The 19,673-nt window shown below is 40.3% G+C and carries 22 protein-coding genes; 9 read left to right on the forward strand and 13 right to left on the reverse strand.

Annotated elements, in window-relative coordinates; genetic code table 11:
• The first annotated feature begins 1 nt into the window (after position 1).
• From RF53_RS03595 to RF53_RS03630, 8 genes are all read left to right on the forward strand, one after another.
• Positions 2-1,111 carry a hypothetical protein gene (locus RF53_RS03595; protein WP_039036643.1) on the forward strand — a complete coding sequence of 370 codons (1,110 nt, stop codon included), beginning with the start codon at positions 2-4 and terminating at the stop codon, positions 1,109-1,111.
• 200 nt (positions 1,112-1,311) lie between these two features.
• A complete protein-coding gene (locus tag RF53_RS03600; protein WP_039036644.1) occupies positions 1,312-4,104 on the forward strand; it encodes a monovalent cation/H+ antiporter subunit A in 2,793 nt (930 codons plus the stop codon).
• Positions 4,104-4,457, forward strand: a complete 354-nt coding sequence (locus RF53_RS03605; protein WP_006793383.1) for a Na+/H+ antiporter subunit C — start codon at positions 4,104-4,106, stop codon at positions 4,455-4,457. The genes RF53_RS03600 and RF53_RS03605 overlap by 1 nt, the downstream gene beginning before the upstream one ends.
• Positions 4,454-5,971: a monovalent cation/H+ antiporter subunit D gene (locus RF53_RS03610; RefSeq protein WP_039036645.1), complete on the forward strand. Its 1,518-nt coding sequence runs from the start codon at positions 4,454-4,456 to the stop codon at positions 5,969-5,971. Before RF53_RS03605 ends, RF53_RS03610 begins: the two co-directional genes overlap by 4 nt.
• The gene (locus RF53_RS03615) at positions 5,971-6,507 is read left to right on the forward strand and encodes a Na+/H+ antiporter subunit E (RefSeq protein WP_006793385.1); all 537 of its coding nucleotides are present in this window, start codon (positions 5,971-5,973) and stop codon (positions 6,505-6,507) included. The genes RF53_RS03610 and RF53_RS03615 overlap by 1 nt, the downstream gene beginning before the upstream one ends.
• Positions 6,501-6,770, forward strand: coding sequence for a K+/H+ antiporter subunit F (locus RF53_RS03620; protein WP_006793386.1), 270 nt, complete (start codon positions 6,501-6,503; stop codon positions 6,768-6,770). The genes RF53_RS03615 and RF53_RS03620 overlap by 7 nt, the downstream gene beginning before the upstream one ends.
• 9 nt (positions 6,771-6,779) lie before the next feature.
• Complete coding sequence (locus RF53_RS03625; RefSeq protein ID WP_006793387.1) at positions 6,780-7,112, forward strand: Na+/H+ antiporter subunit G; 333 nt, start codon at positions 6,780-6,782, stop codon at positions 7,110-7,112.
• Between the two features lie 189 nt (positions 7,113-7,301).
• Positions 7,302-7,517: a TIGR02450 family Trp-rich protein gene (locus RF53_RS03630; RefSeq protein WP_008128120.1), complete on the forward strand. Its 216-nt coding sequence runs from the start codon at positions 7,302-7,304 to the stop codon at positions 7,515-7,517.
• Positions 7,518-7,673: 156 nt separating this feature from the next.
• Here RF53_RS03630 and RF53_RS03635 read toward each other — a convergent pair whose 3' ends face one another.
• Entirely contained in the window at positions 7,674-7,916 is a 243-nt protein-coding gene (locus RF53_RS03635) for an RNA recognition motif domain-containing protein (RefSeq protein WP_006793389.1), read from the reverse strand.
• Between the two features lie 220 nt (positions 7,917-8,136).
• Here RF53_RS03635 and RF53_RS03640 point away from each other — a divergent pair, with 220 nt between their 5' ends.
• Complete coding sequence (locus RF53_RS03640; RefSeq protein ID WP_039036807.1) at positions 8,137-9,414, forward strand: VCBS domain-containing protein; 1,278 nt, start codon at positions 8,137-8,139, stop codon at positions 9,412-9,414.
• An 84-nt stretch (positions 9,415-9,498) separates the two neighbouring features.
• Here RF53_RS03640 and lipA read toward each other — a convergent pair whose 3' ends face one another.
• The 12 genes from lipA to RF53_RS03700 form a co-directional block, all read right to left on the reverse strand.
• Positions 9,499-10,464, reverse strand: a complete 966-nt coding sequence (gene lipA, locus RF53_RS03645; RefSeq protein ID WP_004585911.1) for a lipoyl synthase — start codon at positions 10,462-10,464, stop codon at positions 9,499-9,501.
• Complete coding sequence (gene lipB, locus RF53_RS03650; protein WP_006793391.1) at positions 10,461-11,114, reverse strand: lipoyl(octanoyl) transferase LipB; 654 nt, start codon at positions 11,112-11,114, stop codon at positions 10,461-10,463. Before lipB ends, lipA begins: the two co-directional genes overlap by 4 nt.
• Before the next feature lie 19 nt (positions 11,115-11,133).
• A complete protein-coding gene (gene ybeD / locus RF53_RS03655; RefSeq protein WP_006793392.1) occupies positions 11,134-11,412 on the reverse strand; it encodes a DUF493 family protein YbeD in 279 nt (92 codons plus the stop codon).
• A gap of 169 nt (positions 11,413-11,581) precedes the next feature.
• Positions 11,582-12,745: a serine hydrolase gene (locus RF53_RS03660; protein WP_008128128.1), complete on the reverse strand. Its 1,164-nt coding sequence runs from the start codon at positions 12,743-12,745 to the stop codon at positions 11,582-11,584.
• 100 nt (positions 12,746-12,845) lie between these two features.
• Positions 12,846-13,610: a septal ring lytic transglycosylase RlpA family protein gene (locus RF53_RS03665; protein WP_039036646.1), complete on the reverse strand. Its 765-nt coding sequence runs from the start codon at positions 13,608-13,610 to the stop codon at positions 12,846-12,848.
• Positions 13,610-14,716 (reverse strand): rod shape-determining protein RodA, encoded by a 1,107-nt coding sequence (gene rodA / locus RF53_RS03670; protein ID WP_006793395.1) that lies wholly within the window; start codon positions 14,714-14,716, stop codon positions 13,610-13,612. Before rodA ends, RF53_RS03665 begins: the two co-directional genes overlap by 1 nt.
• Entirely contained in the window at positions 14,713-16,593 is a 1,881-nt protein-coding gene (gene mrdA / locus RF53_RS03675) for a penicillin-binding protein 2 (protein WP_033025212.1), read from the reverse strand. The genes rodA and mrdA overlap by 4 nt, the downstream gene beginning before the upstream one ends.
• Positions 16,594-16,602: 9 nt before the next feature.
• Entirely contained in the window at positions 16,603-17,073 is a 471-nt protein-coding gene (rlmH, locus tag RF53_RS03680) for a 23S rRNA (pseudouridine(1915)-N(3))-methyltransferase RlmH (RefSeq protein ID WP_002958522.1), read from the reverse strand.
• Positions 17,074-17,110: 37 nt separating this feature from the next.
• On the reverse strand, positions 17,111-17,428 hold the full coding sequence (rsfS, locus tag RF53_RS03685; protein ID WP_006793397.1) for a ribosome silencing factor: 318 nt from the start codon (positions 17,426-17,428) through the stop codon (positions 17,111-17,113).
• 55 nt (positions 17,429-17,483) lie between these two features.
• Positions 17,484-18,119, reverse strand: a complete 636-nt coding sequence (nadD, locus tag RF53_RS03690) for a nicotinate-nucleotide adenylyltransferase (protein WP_039036647.1) — start codon at positions 18,117-18,119, stop codon at positions 17,484-17,486.
• A gap of 24 nt (positions 18,120-18,143) precedes the next feature.
• Positions 18,144-19,181: a DNA polymerase III subunit delta gene (gene holA / locus RF53_RS03695; RefSeq protein WP_008128152.1), complete on the reverse strand. Its 1,038-nt coding sequence runs from the start codon at positions 19,179-19,181 to the stop codon at positions 18,144-18,146.
• The gene (locus tag RF53_RS03700; protein WP_006793400.1) at positions 19,181-19,672 is read right to left on the reverse strand and encodes an LPS-assembly lipoprotein LptE; all 492 of its coding nucleotides are present in this window, start codon (positions 19,670-19,672) and stop codon (positions 19,181-19,183) included. Before RF53_RS03700 ends, holA begins: the two co-directional genes overlap by 1 nt.
• Between the last annotated feature and the right edge of the window lies 1 nt (position 19,673).

Consider the following 19,673-nt stretch of genomic DNA (forward strand, 5'->3'; position numbering starts at 1 on the left):
TGTGTTAAAAACAACATTAGCATTACTTTTTAGCTTGTTGGTTGCAGGGTCGAGCAACAGCTATGGTGGTATTGGCTTTTGGCAGGTATTAAATGCCAAAGCCGAACCGCTACAATTATATTGGCAGTTTCCTCGCTACTTTTTAGCAAATATAAATAAACTGCCTAAAAATACTCTTGGCCTACTTGCTAGGCATCACATACCTTCTGCTCAATACGAGTATTCTTTACACCTGATCAAAAAAGACCAAGCTGAAGCAGCGAAGTTATTTTGGCGACTGAGTTTACCAAAAATAAGTAATTTTCAGCTTGCCAAGTTAGCCCAGCAATTACTTGTTAATAAGCAGTGGGACGATCTTAAATTATTAAACACGTTAGGCTACCTAGAGCCTGGTTTTGTATTAAATCACCTTAACTTACACAATGGTGTTATTCACACACAGATCCCCGAACCATTTTTGCACTCATTGGACTTTTTATCGTTAAATTCTACTATTGCCGTAAATAAAAAATGCCAGTTTAATGTTTTAACGATGAGCGATCATCGAAGTGGACTTTATAAGTTATCGGCATTAATCAAAACTTATAATAAAAATCCGGAGCCAAGACCGGACGCTTTTTGCTTTAGTAAGCCAGTGTATGTGGGCGGTGCTTTAAAGTGCAACAATAGCATGAGCAAAGCGGCTAATTGTGATTGGCAATCTTCTTTAATAAATAAACAACTTTTAAGAAAATTCGATTTTGTTGTAATGATGCCCAAATATGGAAGTGCTAATGTTAGCCGCGGCATTATGCAATTAAATTCAGACGCCAATTATGGGATTTTTTTGCATGAGCTAATGCACTTTAATGGCTTTGAAGATGAGTATGTTTTACCCAAAGCTAAGCAGGCTTGGTTGTGTAAAATGAGAGGCTTAGTTGCTCCTAACTTGTATATTGCACAAAAAGATGAAAAATCACCAAAAGGTTGGCATAGAAGTAAAAGCTGCCAGAGTGGCGGTGTAGCCTACAAACTAAGTAAAGACTGGTCAATTCTAGAATATCAACAGATAAAGCTCTCTGATCAATACAGGGCCCTTTGGTTAGCACATATAGATAAAATTAAGCCTTAATATGTCTATAACCATTGGTTTTTAAGTCCCTATTTTCTCACTTAAAATTAACTCAACATGCTTCGCTTTTTATAGACAAAATATCTGTTATTGAGTATAACTATTACCATTAATGTCGTTTAAAAACAGGCAGTAAAAGCATCACTTAATGTATAAAAGTGGCGCCCTGATAAACTTATGATTATAAAAGGCCCTACATTATGACTTTGCTCTGGATACCCTTGTTATCCTTGATTGGCAGTGTTATTTCTGCATTCACAGGCAAACTTTCTCGCAATCAAAGTACATTTGCTACTGTGCTTGCACCGTTAACTGCTTTGGGGATTACTTTATACCATGCACCAGCGGTTCTTGCCGGTGAAACTATCCGCTATTCCTTAGCGTGGATCCCCTCTATTGGTCTAGATTTATCGCTTCGTATAGACGGTTTAAGCCTCTTGTTTATGTTTATGATATTAGGCATTGGTTTGCTTGTTATTGTATATACACGTTATTACCTCAGCGCCAATGACTCAATGGCTAAGCTTTACAGCTACTTAATGTTATTTATGACAGCAATGCTAGGCATTGTTATGTCTAATAACGTTATACAGCTATGGCTATTCTGGGAATTAACCAGTATCAGTTCTTTTTTATTGATAAGTTATTGGTGGCATAAATCTGAAGCGCGTAAGGGCGCGCGAATGGCTTTAGCCGTAACAGGGGCGGGTGGTTTAGCACTACTTGGCGGGTTAATGTTGCTAGGTGATATTGTTGGCAGTTATGAGTTGGATGTTATTTTGGCAAGCAAAGCCATTATTCAATCCCATGATTTATACGAGTTAGCACTTGTTTTAGTATTGCTGGGTGCATTTACTAAATCGGCTCAGTTTCCGTTTCATTTTTGGTTACCTCATGCAATGGCAGCACCTACGCCCGTTAGCGCTTACTTGCACTCAGCAACGATGGTTAAAGCCGGTATCTTTTTACTTGCGCGTTTTTATCCAGCTTTAGCTGGAACCGAAATGTGGTTTTTATTAGTTGGTTTAACTGGTTTAGCTACATTGTTATTTGGTGCTTACATAGCGTTATTTAAGCACGATTTAAAGGGTTTACTTGCGTATTCGACAATTAGCCATTTAGGTTTGATCACGCTATTGCTTGGCCTTGATACCGAGCTTGCAACGGTTGCAGCTATATTCCATATAATTAACCACGCAACATTTAAAGCCTCGTTATTTATGGCTACTGGTATTATTGACCATGAAACAGGCACGCGTGATATGCGTAAACTTAATGGTATGTGGCGATTTATGCCCTATACCGCGACTCTTGCAATGGTTGCTGCTGCAGCTATGGCGGGCGTACCTCTACTCAATGGTTTCTTATCTAAAGAAATGTTTTTTGCCGAAACACTACATCAACAAGTACTTGGATCTATGTCATGGTTAATACCGGTACTTGCGACGGTGGCAGGTGCATTTGCAGTAGCCTATTCAGCACGCTTTATTCACGATGTATTTTTTAACGGCGACCCAATCGACTTGCCTAGAACACCGCATGAACCACCACGTTATATGCGTGTGCCAATAGAAATACTGGTTGTGCTATGTATTTTGGTGGGTATTTTCCCAAGCTTTACTGTTGATAGTATTTTATCTGCGGCGTCATTAGCGGTGTTAGGGGAAGCGATGCCAGAGTACAAATTAACAATTTGGCATGGTTTTAATCTACCGTTACTGATGAGTGCAATGGCCGTTGTAGGTGGTTTGTTTATTTACGTGAATCGCAAATATTTATTTCAATTTCAGGCATCACTTCCCACACTTAATGCTAAAAAAACCTTTGAACGTGCAGTGCTGAGTGTAGTTGCATGGTGTCAGAGCAAGATTAACAGCACTGAAAATGGTTCTTTACAGCGCTATTTGGTTATTATGCTGGGTGTCGTATTACTTTGTGCCGGTTGGCCATTATTTGAAATGCAACAATTAGCTGGCAGTATGCCGCGCACACCTGTTGATGTGCATAACGCGATTGGTGCTGGTTTATTAATAATTGGCGCAATAGCCACCGTTATTTGGCACAGGTCGAGAATGGTCGCACTGTTGATGCTGTCTATTGTAGGCTTAATGGTGTCGGTTTTATTCACTCGTTTTTCTGCGCCAGATTTAGCGTTAACTCAGCTTACTGTTGAGGTGGCCACTATTATATTGCTTATGCTTGCGTTGTTCTTTTTACCTCAGCATACGCCTAAAGAGTCTAGCTCGTTGCGAGTACTGCGCGACTTAGGAATCGCCTCTACTATTGGTGTAGTGGTTGCGAGTATTTGTTATGCGATATTAACGCGTCCGTTAAATTCTATTTCTGATTACTTTGTCGCTAATGCCAAAACAGGTGGTGGCGGTACAAACGTGGTTAACGTTATTTTGGTCGACTTTAGGGGATTTGACACCCTAGGTGAAATAACGGTACTGGGTATAGCCGCATTAGGTATATTTAAAGTGCTTTCACGTATTCCATTATTTATGCCTGCCAGTGATAGCGAAGGACGCCCATGGGCGCGTGAGCGTTACCCAATATTACTTGCAAGTATTTCACAAAGCTTATTGCCGTTGGCGTTGTTAGTATCAGCGTATATATTCTTGCGTGGTCACAACTTACCAGGTGGTGGTTTTATTGCTGGTTTGGTTACGTCAATTGCTTTCATATTGCAGTACATGGCACATGGCTCTAACTGGATCACCGAGCGTTTTGACATCAACTACCGTAAAATTATTGCCTCGGGGATAGGTATCGCAATGTTTACCGGTGTAGGTAGCTGGTTCTTCGGTCGGCCATTTTTAACCACGTGGTTTGATTACTTTGATATTCCGTTTGTAGGTAAAACAGAGCTTGCCAGTGCAATTGTGTTTGACCTTGGCGTGTACCTCACCGTAGTAGGTGCAACATTAATGATTTTAGCTAGTTTGGGTAATATGACTTCCGATGCCCCTAAAAAAGAGGTGAATATTTAATGGAGCTATTATACGCATCGTGCGTTGGTGTATTAGTTAGCTGCGGTATATTTTTACTGTTGAGAGCTCGCACGTTTCCTGTAGTACTGGGTCTTACCATGATTTCGTATGCAGTAAACTTATTTTTATTTTCATCGGGGCGTTTAACTATAAATAAAGCAGTGGTACTTGGTACCGGAGCAGATTACGCCGATCCACTTCCTCAAGCCTTGGTTTTAACCGCTATTGTAATTGGTTTTGCGATGACAGCATTTGTGGTTATTTTGGCTATTCGTGGACGTGCTGATTTAGGGAGCGATCATGTTGATGGAAGCCCAGTTAAATCAGCTGCTGTAGTTAAGGAGCAAAAATGATTCAACATTTAGCATCCTTACCTATTTTATTACCTATGCTTGCAGCGGTTATTTTGTTACTTCCACCGTGTGGTAAAAGTGTAAAAATTCGCCGTTACGCATCAAATGCTATGGCGCTTGTTACGTTTGCCGTCAGTGTGTTTTTATTGATACATATTTACAATACAGGCATCAGTGTTTATGCCATTGGTGATTGGTCGGCCCCTTTTGGGATAGTACTTGTGGCCGACAATTTATCAACATTACTCGTAGCGCTAACCTCGTTTTTAGGACTTGGGGCCATTTTATATGGCAGTGCAGGCGATGATGAAAAAGGGAGCTTTTATCACCCACTTGTTCATTTCTTAGTATTGGGTGTTAACGGCGCTTTTTTAACGGGTGATTTGTTTAACTTGTTTGTATTTTTTGAAGTTTTACTTATTGCATCATATGCATTACTTATGCACGGTGGCGACAAACAAAACACACGTGCAGCGCTACAATATGTCATTTTAAATTTAGTGGGCTCAAGTGTATTTTTAATAGGTTTAGGTATTTTATATGGCGTATTAGGTACATTGAATATAGCTGATATGGCGCAAAAGGTATCACAGCTTAATGGTGACGATGTATTTATTGCTAAAGCCGGTGGTTTATTACTACTTATTGTATTTGCTTTAAAAGGCGCATTATTGCCCCTACATTTATGGCTTCCAAATACCTATGCAAGCGCTAAACCTGTTGTTGCAGCCTTATTTGCTATTATGACTAAGGTGGGCGTATATGCCATGCTGCGTGTTTACACCGTTATATTTGGTGAACAGGCGGGTGCACTTGAGCACATGGTACAACCTTGGCTTTGGGGATTAGCAATTGCCACTATTATCGTCGGAGCTATGGGCGCAATAGCCGCCCAAGACTTGCGTAAGTTAACTGCTAATTTAGTGTTAGTGTCTGTAGGTACATTAGTTGCGCTAGTGGCTTTACAAAATGTAAATGCAACGGCTGCATTATTGTATTACCTAGTGCATTCAACATTAGTGAGTGCCGCGTTATTTTTATTAGCCGACTTAATTACTAAGCAACGTGGTAAAGTTGCCGACAGGCTTGTTGGTGGGCGTGCAGTTAAACAGCCGCTTTTACTTGGGGCATGTTTTGTTGTTGCCGCTTTAACAGTAGTAGGTATGCCGCCGTTATCTGGCTTTGTTGGTAAAATATGGATACTTAAATCGACGTTAAATAGTGAGCAGGCCTTAGTATTTTGGCCCGTTTATTTAATAACAAGCTTTGCATTGCTAGTTGCACTTTCTCGTGCGGGTACAAGCTTGTTTTGGGAAAGAAAAGATAAACGCAGCGAAAGCCCAGACTGCGCTGATGCAAACCCATTACAAGTTACGGTAATTATAGGGTTACTCGCATGTTCGCCATTATTAGTTATTTTTGGCGGGCCGATTAGCGAATACATGGTAGGTGCTGCTACGCAATTACATGATATTAGCGGTGGCATAAATGCTGTACTAAAAGGAGGCATGTAATGAGACTACAAGCCCGTTTTCGTTGGTTACCAACACCATTTCGCAGCTTATTTTTGTTTATAGTATGGTTGTTGCTCAATAATAGTGTGTCGGTTGGTCATATTGTACTGGCAACATTTTTTGCTATTTTTATTCCTATTTTAAGCTTCTCGTTTAGAGACCCTCAGCCGCTTATATTAAAGCCAGGGCTAGCTCTAAAACAATTTTTAATTGTACTTTACGATATTATTGTAGCTAACTTACAGGTTGCGTTATTAATTGTTGGGCCTTCCAAAAAATTACGCCCCGCATTTATTAAAGTCCCCTTAGACTTAACACATGATATGCCGATTACAATTTTAGCAAGCAGTGTGTCGTTAACACCCGGTACTGTAAGTGCGGAGGTGTACCCTATTCCTGAATCGTTAGCACAGGGCGAGGAAATGACACAACGTTATTTGCTCATACATGTACTTGACCTTGATAACGAAGCTGAGCTTATCAAGCATATTAAAAAGCGTTACGAAGCTCCACTAAAGGAGATATTTCAATGTTAGATACCGTATTACTTATCGTTTTTGCCATGATAGGGCTCTCTTTATTACTTAATTTGTGGCGCCTTATTATAGGGCCTTCGATTCCTGATAGAGTTTTAGCCCTTGATACTATGTATATTAATGTTATTGCACTTATTGTTTTATACAGCATAAGTATGGGAACCGGCTTGTATTTTGAGGCTGCATTGTTGATAGCCATGTTAGGGTTTGTAAGTACTGTTGCGGTGTGTAAGTATTTACTACGTGGCGATATAATTGAATAGGGTGGCAAGATGATTAGCGAGTGGGTTGTATCAATTTTATTGTTATTTGGCGGCACGTTTATTTTAATTGGCTCGTTAGGCTTATTAAAACTGCCCGATTTTTTTATGCGTTTACATGGCCCAACTAAGGCCACCACTTTAGGTATGGCAAGTATATTAATTGCCGCGATGGTATTTTTTGCAAACTCTGAAACGGGTTTAAGCGTTAAGGAAATATTGATCACTATATTTCTATTAATTACCGCGCCAATAAGTGGCTATATGTTAATTAAGTCGGCTATTCATCACAAACTTAAGCCAAAAGAGGGAACCAAAGGCCTAGACAATATTGAAGATGATTAAGCTTTATTAATTATTACACTATCTAGGTAGTGCCATAGCAATGAGCGTTCTTAAACCGAATAAAGAAATTTATTCGGTTTTTTGTTATTAGAGAAGTCGTTAACGCTTTTATTTAAGAGTGATTAATTGAGCTTGAGAACATAATTGCACGTATTAAGCCTTACAAATTGACAAGAAACTTTAAATTTTATGAATAACATAAACCCAAAAAAATTACTCAATAGCAAATGGACTGCAACGCCTGCCATTAATAAAGAAAAGCATTTTGTAATTGTGGAGGTAGAGTACGATGAAGATGCTAACGTGATAGCGTGTGTTACTGAGTCTGTGTTTTCTAAAAACCAATACCCCATTAGTTGGCGCGATCTCAAAAACACAGAAAAATGGCGTCAAGGTTGGAAGTAGCTTTAATAAATTTATATAAATTAATGGATTGAAATTTAAACATATAGTTAAAGTAGTTTAAAGCCATCAATTTTAGGGAAGATCAGATTGATAAAAAATAACACCAACAATAAAAAACCAGCATTTAGCTGGTTTAAAAAAGTGTTTAGCTAACAGCTATTTTTCATCTGCGTATTTTACGCGAATCTTACTTTTATCAACGGTTAATTGATTAAGTGCTTTAATAGCGCTTTTGCTTTCAATATCGTTTGGCATTTCTACAAAGGCAAATCCTTTAGATTGGCCAGTTTCTTTATCGAGTACTAAGTTACAGGTAGTCACTTTGCCGTGCGCTGAAAACAGTGTACGAAGATCTTGCTCTGATGTAGTGCGAGATAAGTTACGAACTAATAATTTCATATTTAACCTAAATAATGGTATCGGGTAGATTATCTCAAGTAACTTGGTTTTAACCTAATTATATTTTTAGCATTGTTATTGCTGTTAGTTTAAAACACTTAACTAGCCCTGAAAGCGAATAATGAGTTATTGGTAATAAATAACTAGTTATTAAAATTAATAATTGGTAAGTTATATTTTTAAAAGTTTACTTACCATTAATGTGTTGGGCTGGTTTGTTATGTCGATATTTCGTTTGAGTGTATTAAATATCTATACAGTGTGCTTTTTAAGTTTTTCATTATTGGGCTGTGGGAGTTCGAGTTCGAAAAATGAGTTAGTCAGCACTGAGCTGTCGGTACAATCTGCCGCAATTATCAGTGGGGAAGTATCAGCAAATATAGAAAGCAATCGTCAAAGTGCCGTTGTGGGTGAGCTTTCTATAACAGATGAGCAAGCTGGTGAGGCGGTGTTTATTACTCAGACGAGCAGTCAAACACGTTATGGTATATTTAATCTTTCAAGTAATGGTAGTTGGTCTTACACCTTGGACCTCGCTGACACAAACGTGACCGCTTTAGATATAGGTGACACATTACTTGATGAAATAGTAATTAGCTCTGCTGATGGAACTAAAGCGACAATAAGCATTACCGTTGTTGGCGTAGTACAGCCAGATAATTTTGTAGTAAGCGATGAAACAACCCTAAATGCTGATGGCGTTAATTTAGGGCTCAGCGCTTATACCTTGATAGAAAATGTATTTAGTGAAGGTTCAATTGAATCGCCTGATATGTATAGCGGTAATCATGAAGGTGTTATACATATAGTGGAAGATACAGACGCTATTGTAGGTAATCACTTTGTATTTTTAACTCATCGCGATGAAGACCAAGATAAAGACAAAGGCCCAAGTGATCGTCAGCGTAACGAAATTAAGTCCTATGATAAATCCCCCCCGGCAACGCTTGCTTTTAAAAATGAAACCGTACAATACAACTGGAAGTTTAAAGTAAGTAGTGAGCTTGAGTTAACGAGTAAATTCAGTCACTTTTTCCAAATAAAAGCCCGTAACGATACCAACGACAATACCAATGGTAACGACGATCAACCTATCATTACGCTCTCTGGTGCTCAAAAAAACAGTATAGGGAACCAGTTACAAGTAAGATATAGCGCAGGTTTTGATGAAAACGGTAACAGTACAGGGCTTGATAAAAACCTTTTAGAAACAGATTGGTCACTTATAACCGATGAGTGGATACAGGTTTTTGTTCAAGCCACATTTAGCGAGGAGGGGCAATTTGAGATGATCCTTACCCGCTTAAGCGACAATGAAGAGCTATTGAATATAAACGAGCAAAATATAGATATGTGGCGAGGCGTAAGCGATGATGACTTTGCACGCCCTAAATGGGGAATTTACCGCTCAATAGTAGAGGCCGATAGCCTTCGCGCTGAAGAAGAGCAGGTACGATTTGCTGATTTTGTGATTAAGAAAGGTTCTTTAATAAAGTAATCGACATAATACAATTGTAAAATCCACAAAAAAGCCCTTAGTAATTTAATTACCAAGGGCTTTTTTAATGCATTTTAAAAGTAATTATTTTACTTCTTTACCCGCAGCTTGTTGGTCAGCGTGGTAGCTTGAACGAACGAATGGACCAGAGGCTGCATGTGTAAAGCCAATTTCATCAGCGTATTCTTTCAACGCGTCAAACTCTGCAGGCGGCACGTAACGTTTAACTGGCAAGTGATGCTTAGAAGGTTGTAAATATTGCCCAACGGTTAGCATGTCAACGTTATGAGCACGTAGATCACGAAGTACTTCTTCTATTTCGCTAATCTCTTCACCCAGACCAACCATTAAGCCAGATTTAGTTTTTACTTCTGGGTGTGCTTCTTTAAAGCGACGAAGTAATTCTAACGACCATTTGTAATCGGCACCTGGGCGCGCAAGCTTGTACAAACGCGGTGCTGTTTCTAGGTTGTGGTTGAACACATCAGGCGGTGTCTCAATTAAAATCTCTAGTGCGCGGTCCATACGGCCACGGAAATCGGGTACTAAAATTTCGATGGTAATGGTTGGGTTGTGCTTACGAATTTCACGGATACAATCGGCAAAGTGCTGTGCGCCGCCATCACGAAGATCATCACGGTCAACCGAAGTAATTACAACGTAGCTAAGCTTCATGTCTTTAATTGTTAGTGCAAGCTTTTCAGGCTCTGCTGCATCAGGTTTTAATGGGCGACCATGAGCAACATCACAAAATGGGCAACGACGCGTACAAATAGCACCTAAAATCATAAAGGTTGCTGTACCGTGGTTAAAGCACTCTGATAGGTTTGGGCATGATGCCTCTTCACATACTGAGTGTAAGCCGTGCTTACGCATGGCTTGTTTAATACCGTCAATACGCTCTGTTGACTTTGGTAAGCGAATTTTAAGCCACTCTGGCTTACGCAACATTTCAGTTTTTTCTGTTGGTAAAACTTTAACGGGGATCAACGCCATTTTTTCTGCGTCGCGTAGTTTTACACCTGGTTCCATTTTGACTGGTTTATTCATTCGTTTTCAAACCCTTCAGTATGCTTAACCTGTGCTGCATTAAGCTTTTTAATCATGTGTTTTACGAGTCCTTCACCTGCGCTTTGTAGGTTTTGAGGACCCTCTAATTCTTTTGTTTGCACCATATTCATACCGGCATAACCACACGGGTTGATGCGTAAAAATGGACTTAGGTCCATGTTAACATTTAATGCTAAGCCATGAAATGAGCAGCCGCGGCGAACTCTTAAACCTAATGATGCAATTTTGCTGTCGTTAACGTAAACACCAGGGGCGTCGGCTTTAGCGTATGCTTCAATATTGTATTCAGCAAGCGACTCTATAATGCACTCTTCGAGCCAAGTAACAAGTTCACGCACACCTATCTTTAAACGACGTAGGTTAAATAATACGTACATCATTTGTTGGCCAGGGCCGTGGTAGGTAACTTGGCCACCGCGATCAACTTTAATTACTTCAATGTCGCCAGGGGCAAGTAAATGCTCGTCTTTTCCTGCTTGGCCTTGAGTAAATACACTTTCGTGCTCTACAAGCCAAATTTCATCAGGGGTGTTTTCATCACGTGTATCGGTAAAGTCTTGCATTTTTTGCCAAATAGGCATGTAACGCTGGCGACCTAATTGGCGTACGATTAAAGTGTTTTCGCTCACATCAAATCTCAACTATGGCTTAAAGCATATGGCGTACGTCATCGATATTACTGATCACGTTGTAAATTTCTTCAATGTGTTTACCACTTGTAACCGTAGCTACTAGCGTAACAGACTCATAATTACCTTTACTGCTTGGTTTTACTTTTGGTGCGTAGTCGCCCGGAGCAATAGGTTGTAATTTTGCTAATATTTGATCTGTTAAATTAACGTTGGCTAAACCCATAATTTTAAATGTAAATGGGCAAGGGTACTCTAAGTACTCATCAAATTTAGTATTTTTAACTGGTTGAACCACGTTAGTGACTCCTCATACAAAAGTGTGAACTCTATGTAAAGCACGAAGCTTAATACAGATAGGCGTTTAGCAGTGATGCATATATGGGGCGCATTCTAGCATTTTTCAAGCAAAAAAAAACGCCTCACAATGGAGGCGCTTAAATTATATATACTTAGTCATTTACAAGTTATTGCATGATCTGTAAACGTAAGTAGTCATAAATTTTACTAAAGAAGCTGCCTTCTTCCACTTCTTCAAGTGTCACTAGTGGGTATTGCGCAATGTCTTCCCCTTCTAGTTGCAAGAATAAAGTGCCTACTTTAGTGCCTTTAGCTAATGGCGCTTCAAGGGTGTTGTCTAGCTCAAAGTTAGCTTTTAGGTTTTTATGCTGACCACGTGGAATAGTGATAGGTGTATCTTCTAAAATACCTAACGATACATTTTCTTTGTTACCCATCCAAATGCGCTGCTCTGCAAAGCTGTCGCCCGCTTTGTAAGGTGTAATTGTTTCAAAAAAGCGAAAGCCGTAGTTAAGTAGTTTTTTGCTTTCTACTTTACGTGCACGCTCGCTTGAGGTGCCCATAACAACAGCAATTAAACGCATGCCATTTTTAGTGGCTGATGTAACTAAGCTGTAGCCAGCTTCAGATGTGTGGCCTGTTTTTATACCATCTACGTCTAAGCTTTCATCCCATAATAGTGAGTTACGGTTGTATTGCTTAATACCATTGTAGGTGTATGATTTTTCTTTATAAATAGCATACTCTTCAGGTACATCTCTGATAAGTGCGGCGCTTAGCGTGGCCATATCACGTGGTGTAGTATAGTGCTCATCAGTATCAAGGCCATGGCTATTAATAAAGTGGCTGTTAGTCATACCTAATTTAGCAGCGTGAGCATTCATTAAGTCGGCAAAAGCACTTTCACTGCCTGCTATGTGCTCAGACATAGCAACACAGGCGTCATTCCCTGATTGAATAATAATGCCATGATTGAGCTCATCAACACTAATTTGCTTACCCACTTCGATAAACATTTTTGAAGACTCTGGGAAGTTTTTTGCCCATGCTTTTTCGCTAATTGTAACCATGTCGGTAGGGGCTATGTTACCAACTTTAATTTCTGTACCAATTACATAACTGGTCATCATTTTAGTTAAGCTTGCTGGCGCAAGTTTAGTATCGGCTTCGCCTTCAGCAATAACCTTACCTGTTGTAAAGTCTACTAAAAAATAACCCTTTGCATTAACTTGAGGTGGTGCCGGAATAATTTGGGCGCTGGCTGAAAATACGGCGGCTGAACAAACTAAGCCACATACACCTTTGAGGATTTTATGTTTAATTGATTTCATCATACTCATTAATGGTTAAAGTTAAAAATTCGCGTTACGCCATTCTATACCCAAACACCCCCGAGATGCGAGTGTGGTTAGGCTGGTTTGGGTATTTGTCTTACTGAGTGTAAAGCAAGAACGCGTTTTGAAATTGATTTTGTTTTAATTTTTTTAATACTTTTTCTGCATGTTGGGCGTTTTGTATTGGCCCCAAATGCAATCTGTAAATAGTGTCTTTTTTTACAATGTTTGTTGGTAATTTATATTGTTGGCGTAAGCGTTGTGCAAGGGCTTCAATATTTGCCAATGTACTGCCTGCAGCTACTTGAATATACGTTTTATTAGCAGCAGAATTCGAAAGCGTAACCGCTTCAAGCTTAACCTTTGCTGTACCGTGTGTATAGTAGCCTAGCTTGTATGCAGCCGCATATGACAGGTCAATAATTCTGTCATCATGAAAAGGCCCACGGTCGTTTACGCGTACAATTACTGACTTGCCATTTTGCGTGTTTGTAACGCGAACAAAACTAGGTAAAGGTAATGTTTTATGCGCCGCGGTCATGGCAAACATATCGTATATTTCACCATTTGAAGTGTGGTAACCGTGAAACTTTCTGCCGTACCACGATGCAATGCCTTCTTCTTTGTAACCCGTTTCGTCAAGCATTGGGGTGTAACGTTTACCTAGCACCTCGTAGGGGCGAGAAGCACTAGCACTTTTTTGCACCTCAGTAACAATAGCATCCTGCATTTCAAGCGCTGTGGGTGCTCTAAGAGGGGCTGAATCATGGCGCATATGGTAACGCCCACTCGAACCACTACTACAGGCACTGACAGTGATAGCGATTAAGATGATTATTAGAGTCTGAGCGTAACGTTGCATTATTTTAAAAGCATCCTTTTGTCTGTCGCAATCGACATAATAATACCAAAGCCGGCCATTAGCGTAATCATCGATGTGCCACCATAACTTATCAGGGGTAAGGGCACACCAACAACAGGTAGTAGTCCTGATACCATGCCAATATTTACAAATATATAAACAAAAAAAGTTAAAGTCAGTGCGCCAGCTAACAGCTTTCCAAATGCGTCTTGTGCATTTACTGCAATATATAAGCTGCGGCCAATTATAAACAAGTACAAGCTAAGTAAAACGCAGACACCAAATAAGCCAAACTCCTCACTTAATACCGAAAAAATAAAATCGGTATGCCGTTCAGGTAAAAACTCAAGTTGTGACTGTGTACCTTGCAACCAGCCTTTACCTTCGACACCGCCAGAACCAATGGCTATTTTAGATTGAATAATATGATAACCCGAGCCAAGAGGGTCGCTCTCCGGATCTAAAAATGTTAGTACGCGTTGTCGTTGATAAGCATGCATACCGTACTGCCAAAATGGCCATGCTGCTAAGGCAACCGCTGCACTTAAAAAGCTAATTAATCGCCAGCTCAAACCTGATAAAAAAAGTACAAATATGCCAGAGCTTGCAATCAGTATTGATGTTCCTAAGTCTGGTTGCTCTTTAATTAATAATGTTGGCAGCATTACTATCGCAAAGCCAAAAATTAAGTGTAGTGGTCGTGGTGGTAAATGTTTACGGCCAATATACCAAGCTACCATCATAGGTACTGCTAGCTTCATTAATTCAGAGGGTTGAAAGCGAGTTAACCCTAAATCAAGCCAACGTTGCGCGCCTTTAGAGCTCACACCAAATAACAACACACCAACCAGCATTAATAACCCAACGCAGTACATCGGTATAGTGAGTCTTTTCAGTGTCGCGGGAGGAATTTGTGCAAGTACTACCATGGCAATGATGGCCACACCCATCCGCGTCATGTGTCTTATCATCATCGCTGACTCTTGGCCACTTGCGCTGTACACAACCGTGATGCTTCCAGCCATCATAAGTAAAATGGCAATAAGTAAAGGCAAGTCTAAATGCATGCGCATCCAAATAGAGCGCTTGTCATGCAGGGCGGTCATAGGGTGTTATTCCTTGCCAGTTCAACAGGGTTAGCTGCAAAGTAATAATCCATTAACTGCCTGGCAATAGGTGCGCCAACCGTGCTGCCACCACCATTATTTTCAACAACAATAGACACAACTATTTGAGGATTATTGTAAGGGGCAAACCCCACATAAATGGCATTATCGCGTTGTCGCTCTTTAAGTGATTCTGCATCGTATTTTTCACCTTGTGCAATGCTCACAACTTGTGCCGTGCCTGTTTTACCTGCAGGGTCGTAGTTTACGCCCTTAAACGCTTTGTGGGCGGTACCTGTGACTTTAGTTACGGTATTGTGCATAGCATCAATGGCTATACGCCAATTGTCAGGATTGTTCAGTACTACAGGTGGTTTTTCTTCATTATTTATTTGCGTCACATCGTCCTCTTTTTTAGCCACTTGCGCTAAGTGAGGAGGGTGGTTAACCCCTTTGTTAACAAGTATGTTAGTTGCATTAGCAATTTGAATCGGTGTTGCGGTCCAATATCCTTGGCCAATGCCTACAGAAATTGTATCGCCACGCCACCATGACTCTTTAAATCTGTTTTCTTTCCATTCTTTTGAAGGCAATATCGCGGTGGTTTCTTCGTGTATATCTATACCCGATAGGTCGCCAAAACCAAAGCGCGCCATAAAATTACTAATTTTTGTAATGCCTAATCGGTACGCGGTATCGTAAAAGTACGTATCGCACGACTCTTCAATGGCTTTGTATACATCCACATGGCCATGCCCCCAACGTTTCCAGTCGCGCCATTTGTGCTCTACGTTTTGAATTTGGAAAAAGCCCGGGTCCCACATGGTTGTCCCTTCCGTCACCATGTTTTCTTCAAGTGCTAAAATAGCCATATGCGGTTTAATGGTGGATGCTGGTGCGTATCGGCCTTGGGTAGCTCTATTAATGAGTGGGCGATCTGGGTTAAGAAGTGCCTTATAATTTTTACTGCTAATACCGTGTACAAATAAATTGGGGTCGTAGCTTGGGTTCGAATATAGCGCAAGTATTCCGCCATCTTTTGCATCCATTACGACAACCGCACCGCGCATGTCTTTGAGTGCATGTTGGGCTATTTGTTGCAGGCCGATATCGAGCGTTAACACTAAATCACTACCTGGCTGTGGGGGAAGCATACTCAGGGTGCGGATAACACGACCACGGTTATTAACTTCTACACGTTGCGAACCGACTTGACCATGTAAAAGTTGCTCGTAGTATTTTTCAATACCGAGTTTGCCAATATCGTGGGTTGCACGATAGTTTGTGGCTTGGCCCTCTTGTTCGAGCTTGTTCAGCTCTTTTCGGTTTAGCTTTGCAACATAACCTAGGGCATGAGTAAGCGTGTCGCCGAATGGGTAATAACGTGCTAAACGGGCCTCGATACTAAACCCGGGGAATTTATGCTGGTTAACCGAAAATGTAGCAACATCGGCTTCATCAAGGCGCGCTTTAAGTACTTGCGATTTAAAACGGCGCGTGTTTTTTATATCTTTTAAAAAATCTTGTTTTTCTTGTTCTGTAATCGTGATTAGTTGGCTTACTTGTTCAAGTGATTTTTCAAGGTTATCAACCTCCTCGGGGATCACCTCGAGATTATAAACGGGTTTGTTCTCAGCAAGCAGTACACCGTTTCGGTCGTAAATTAAACCGCGATTAGGTGCAATAGGAATAACTTTAATACGGTTGTCGTTGGAGCGGGTTTGATAATCTTGGTGGTCTTTTACTTGAATATTGTAAAGATTAGTAATTAAAACAGCTACTAACCCTAATACAAAAACAAAACCCACAAATGCACGCCGTGCAAACAAATTTGCTTCTGCGGAGTGATCGCGAATAGTGGGTCTTTGTTTTAGCATGGCAAGGCGTTACTCGCGATGATAGGGATGATTGTTATTTAAGCTCCAGCCCCTATATAGGCTTTCTGCAACAATAATTCGCACCAAAGGGTGTGGTAATGTTAGGTTCGATAACGACCATTTTTGCTCCGATGCAGCAATGCATTCTGGAGCAAGTCCTTCTGGGCCGCCAATAAGTAAACTTACATCGCGGCCATCGAGTTGCCATTTTTCCATGTTTTTAGCAAGTTGGTGAGTATCTAGCGCTTTGCCAGTGACTTCTAGCGTAACAATACGATTGCCTTTAGGAATAGCGGCTAATGTTTTTTCGCCTTCAATATGTAAAATACGCTTTATATCGGCATTTTTGCCACGTTTACCGGCGGGTATTTCAATTAGCTCTAAAGCCATATCCTTGGGAAAACGGCGCTGGTATTCAGCAAATCCCGTTTCTACCCACGCTGGCATTTTTGTACCAACAGCAATCATTTGTATTTTCACGAATAACTTCCAAGCGTTGCTTTTAACAAGTGGGTGGTTAGCCCCACAGTTTTTCTAGATCGTAATAGCTACGTGCTTCAGTTTGCATCACGTGTACAACCACATCGCCTAAATCAACCAGTGCCCATTCGCCGTCATTTTCGCCTTCATAGCCTAATGGCTCTGAATCTGCATGACGTGCTTCTTTTGCTAAGTGGTCGGCGATTGATTGAACGTGGCGTTTAGACGTGCCAGTACAAATTACCATGTAATCGGTAATGTCTGATTTATCAGTTACGTCTATGTCAACGATGTCACGCGCTTTCATATCGTCAATTTTATCCATTGCAAAGGCGAGTAGTTGTTTTGAATCCAAGGTTTTGTCTCAATTTAAAAATTTAATGGCGCGTATTTTAACACGCTAGGCATTTTTAAGCATCAATTTGATATAGCTGATGCATTTGTATGTAATGACTCACGGCATCGGGTAATAGTTCATTCTTTTTGTTACTTTTTTTAAGATCATCACGAATAGAACTAGAAGCTGCATCAAGCATTTTACCCGGTAAAAAGTAAAGTTTACCACCTAAATGCTCTGTAATAAGAGCGGGGTCATCCACGAGGGCATGCTGCATGTAGTGTTTAAGCTCACCTGTTACCTGACAACTCTGCGCTGGTCGTTGATATACCACAATATGGCAAAGCTCAGTAATTGTTTGCCATTCAAACCACTTATTTAGTGAATTAAATGAATCCATTCCAATCAAAAATAAAATAGGTGTACTTGGGTACTCTTTACGCAGTTCTTGCAGGCTAAGTAATGAGTATGATGGGCCTGAACGATCTAGCTCTCTTAAATCGAGTGCAAAATGAGGGTACGGTTTAATCGCCGCATTGAGCATGTTAACACGATGTTCTGTGCTTATACCTGGTGCCGCTTTGTGGGAAGGTAGTGCGCAGGGCATAAAATACAATGTGCTTAAATTAAATGCGCTTACACATTGCTGAGCCATATTAATATGGCCTAGATGAACGGGGTCGAAGGTGCCACCAAAAATAGCAATCATTTTTCTGTCCGACAGGTTAAGCAACTAATTAAGGCTGTGACACGGCATAGGAATATCGAGCGGTTGACAAAACTTAATACAAATATGTGCAAGTGCCTGATAAGGAGCAATTAAGTTGCCTTGTTTATAGCTTGCATCAAATAAAGCAATGTCACTATTAATTTGCTCAAGTACAGTAATATTTAGGCGATTAACGGCATTTTGCACCGGCCCTTGCTGATTTTTCCAAATGGCATTTTGTTTAAATAAGCTAGCGATTGGCTCACCATTTAACAATCCCAATTGCACATTCATCAAGGTGTTGAGCTCTTTTGTAATCGCCCATAATATACTCACAACTTCAGTGTTGTCACTGGCTAGTTTGTTCAAAACTTTAATGGCTTGCTTGGCATGACCATTTAATAAGGCATCGCTTAAATCAAAAATATCAAATTTGGCTTGATTTAATAGCCCTTGCATAACCAATTGCTGGGTAATAAGTGCGTTGCCATGCAGTAAGGAGAGCTTTTCAAGTTCCTGAAAACACGCTAGAAGGTTACCTTCTGTAGCATTGATAAGGCTTAATTTGGCATCATTTTGCATGTTAAGAGCCAAGCGTTGACATTGCTCATCAAGCCATCGTTTTACGTGCGAGCCAGTCAGTGGGTAACAAGGTACAAATACACCTTGTTTGTCGAGCGCTTTAAACCAGGCACCGCGTTGTACTTCTTGGCTCGCTTTTGCACCTTTAATAATTAATATCGTGTCGGGGTTAACAAGCTCAACGACACGCTTAAAGGTATTACTACCAATTACACCGGGCTTTTGCTGGTTTAGATCAAATTCAATAATAGTGCGTGCACTAAATAATGACATACTTTGATATTGCGCTATTATTTCTTGCCAATCAAATCCTTGCATTAAAGTAAATTTAATGACTTCATCAAAGCCTTGTGCTTTGGCAGTATCGCGTATTAGCTGAACACACTGTGCTTCTTGAAAAGGCTCTTCACCAAAAACTAGGTAAAAAGGTTTTAAGCCTTTGTTTAACTCGTTAGGTAATTGATTAGCGTAACAGCGCATTACAGTTGCGACAGCTCTCTAACAATACGGCGACTTGCTTGCTTACGAATTTCGTTAATTAGCAGCTCTAGCTCTTTGGCTTTGGCAAGTGCGTTATCGGGGTCGTCTTGATAATTTCTATAAAGCTCAAAGCGTTTTTCTATAGCATCTTTATTGGGGTGTTTTAGAACATATGAAACGCCATAGGCAAGTTCGTATTCAGCAACCTGGCCATTTTTAAATAACGACAACGTTTGGCGTTCTATGGTTTCTTTACGTAAATACAGCTGCGCTACGTTTTTAGATGAAGAGGTAAGTTCAACTTCACTTGCTAACAGCTCTTTTTGTAGCTGTTCAAATAAAGCTGATTTTTCGTCATCACCAATAAGCGTAATGAGTTTTAGATTATCAGGCAGGCTTGACGCTTGCTTTAAGTGAAACCCACAACTAGATAACAAAAAACAGACTAGCGCTAAGGCTAGCCCGTTTTTAATGGCCTTAAATACAGCCATA

It is taken from the genome of Pseudoalteromonas sp. ECSMB14103 (assembly GCF_000813065.1).
GTDB lineage: Bacteria > Pseudomonadota > Gammaproteobacteria > Enterobacterales > Alteromonadaceae > Pseudoalteromonas > Pseudoalteromonas marina.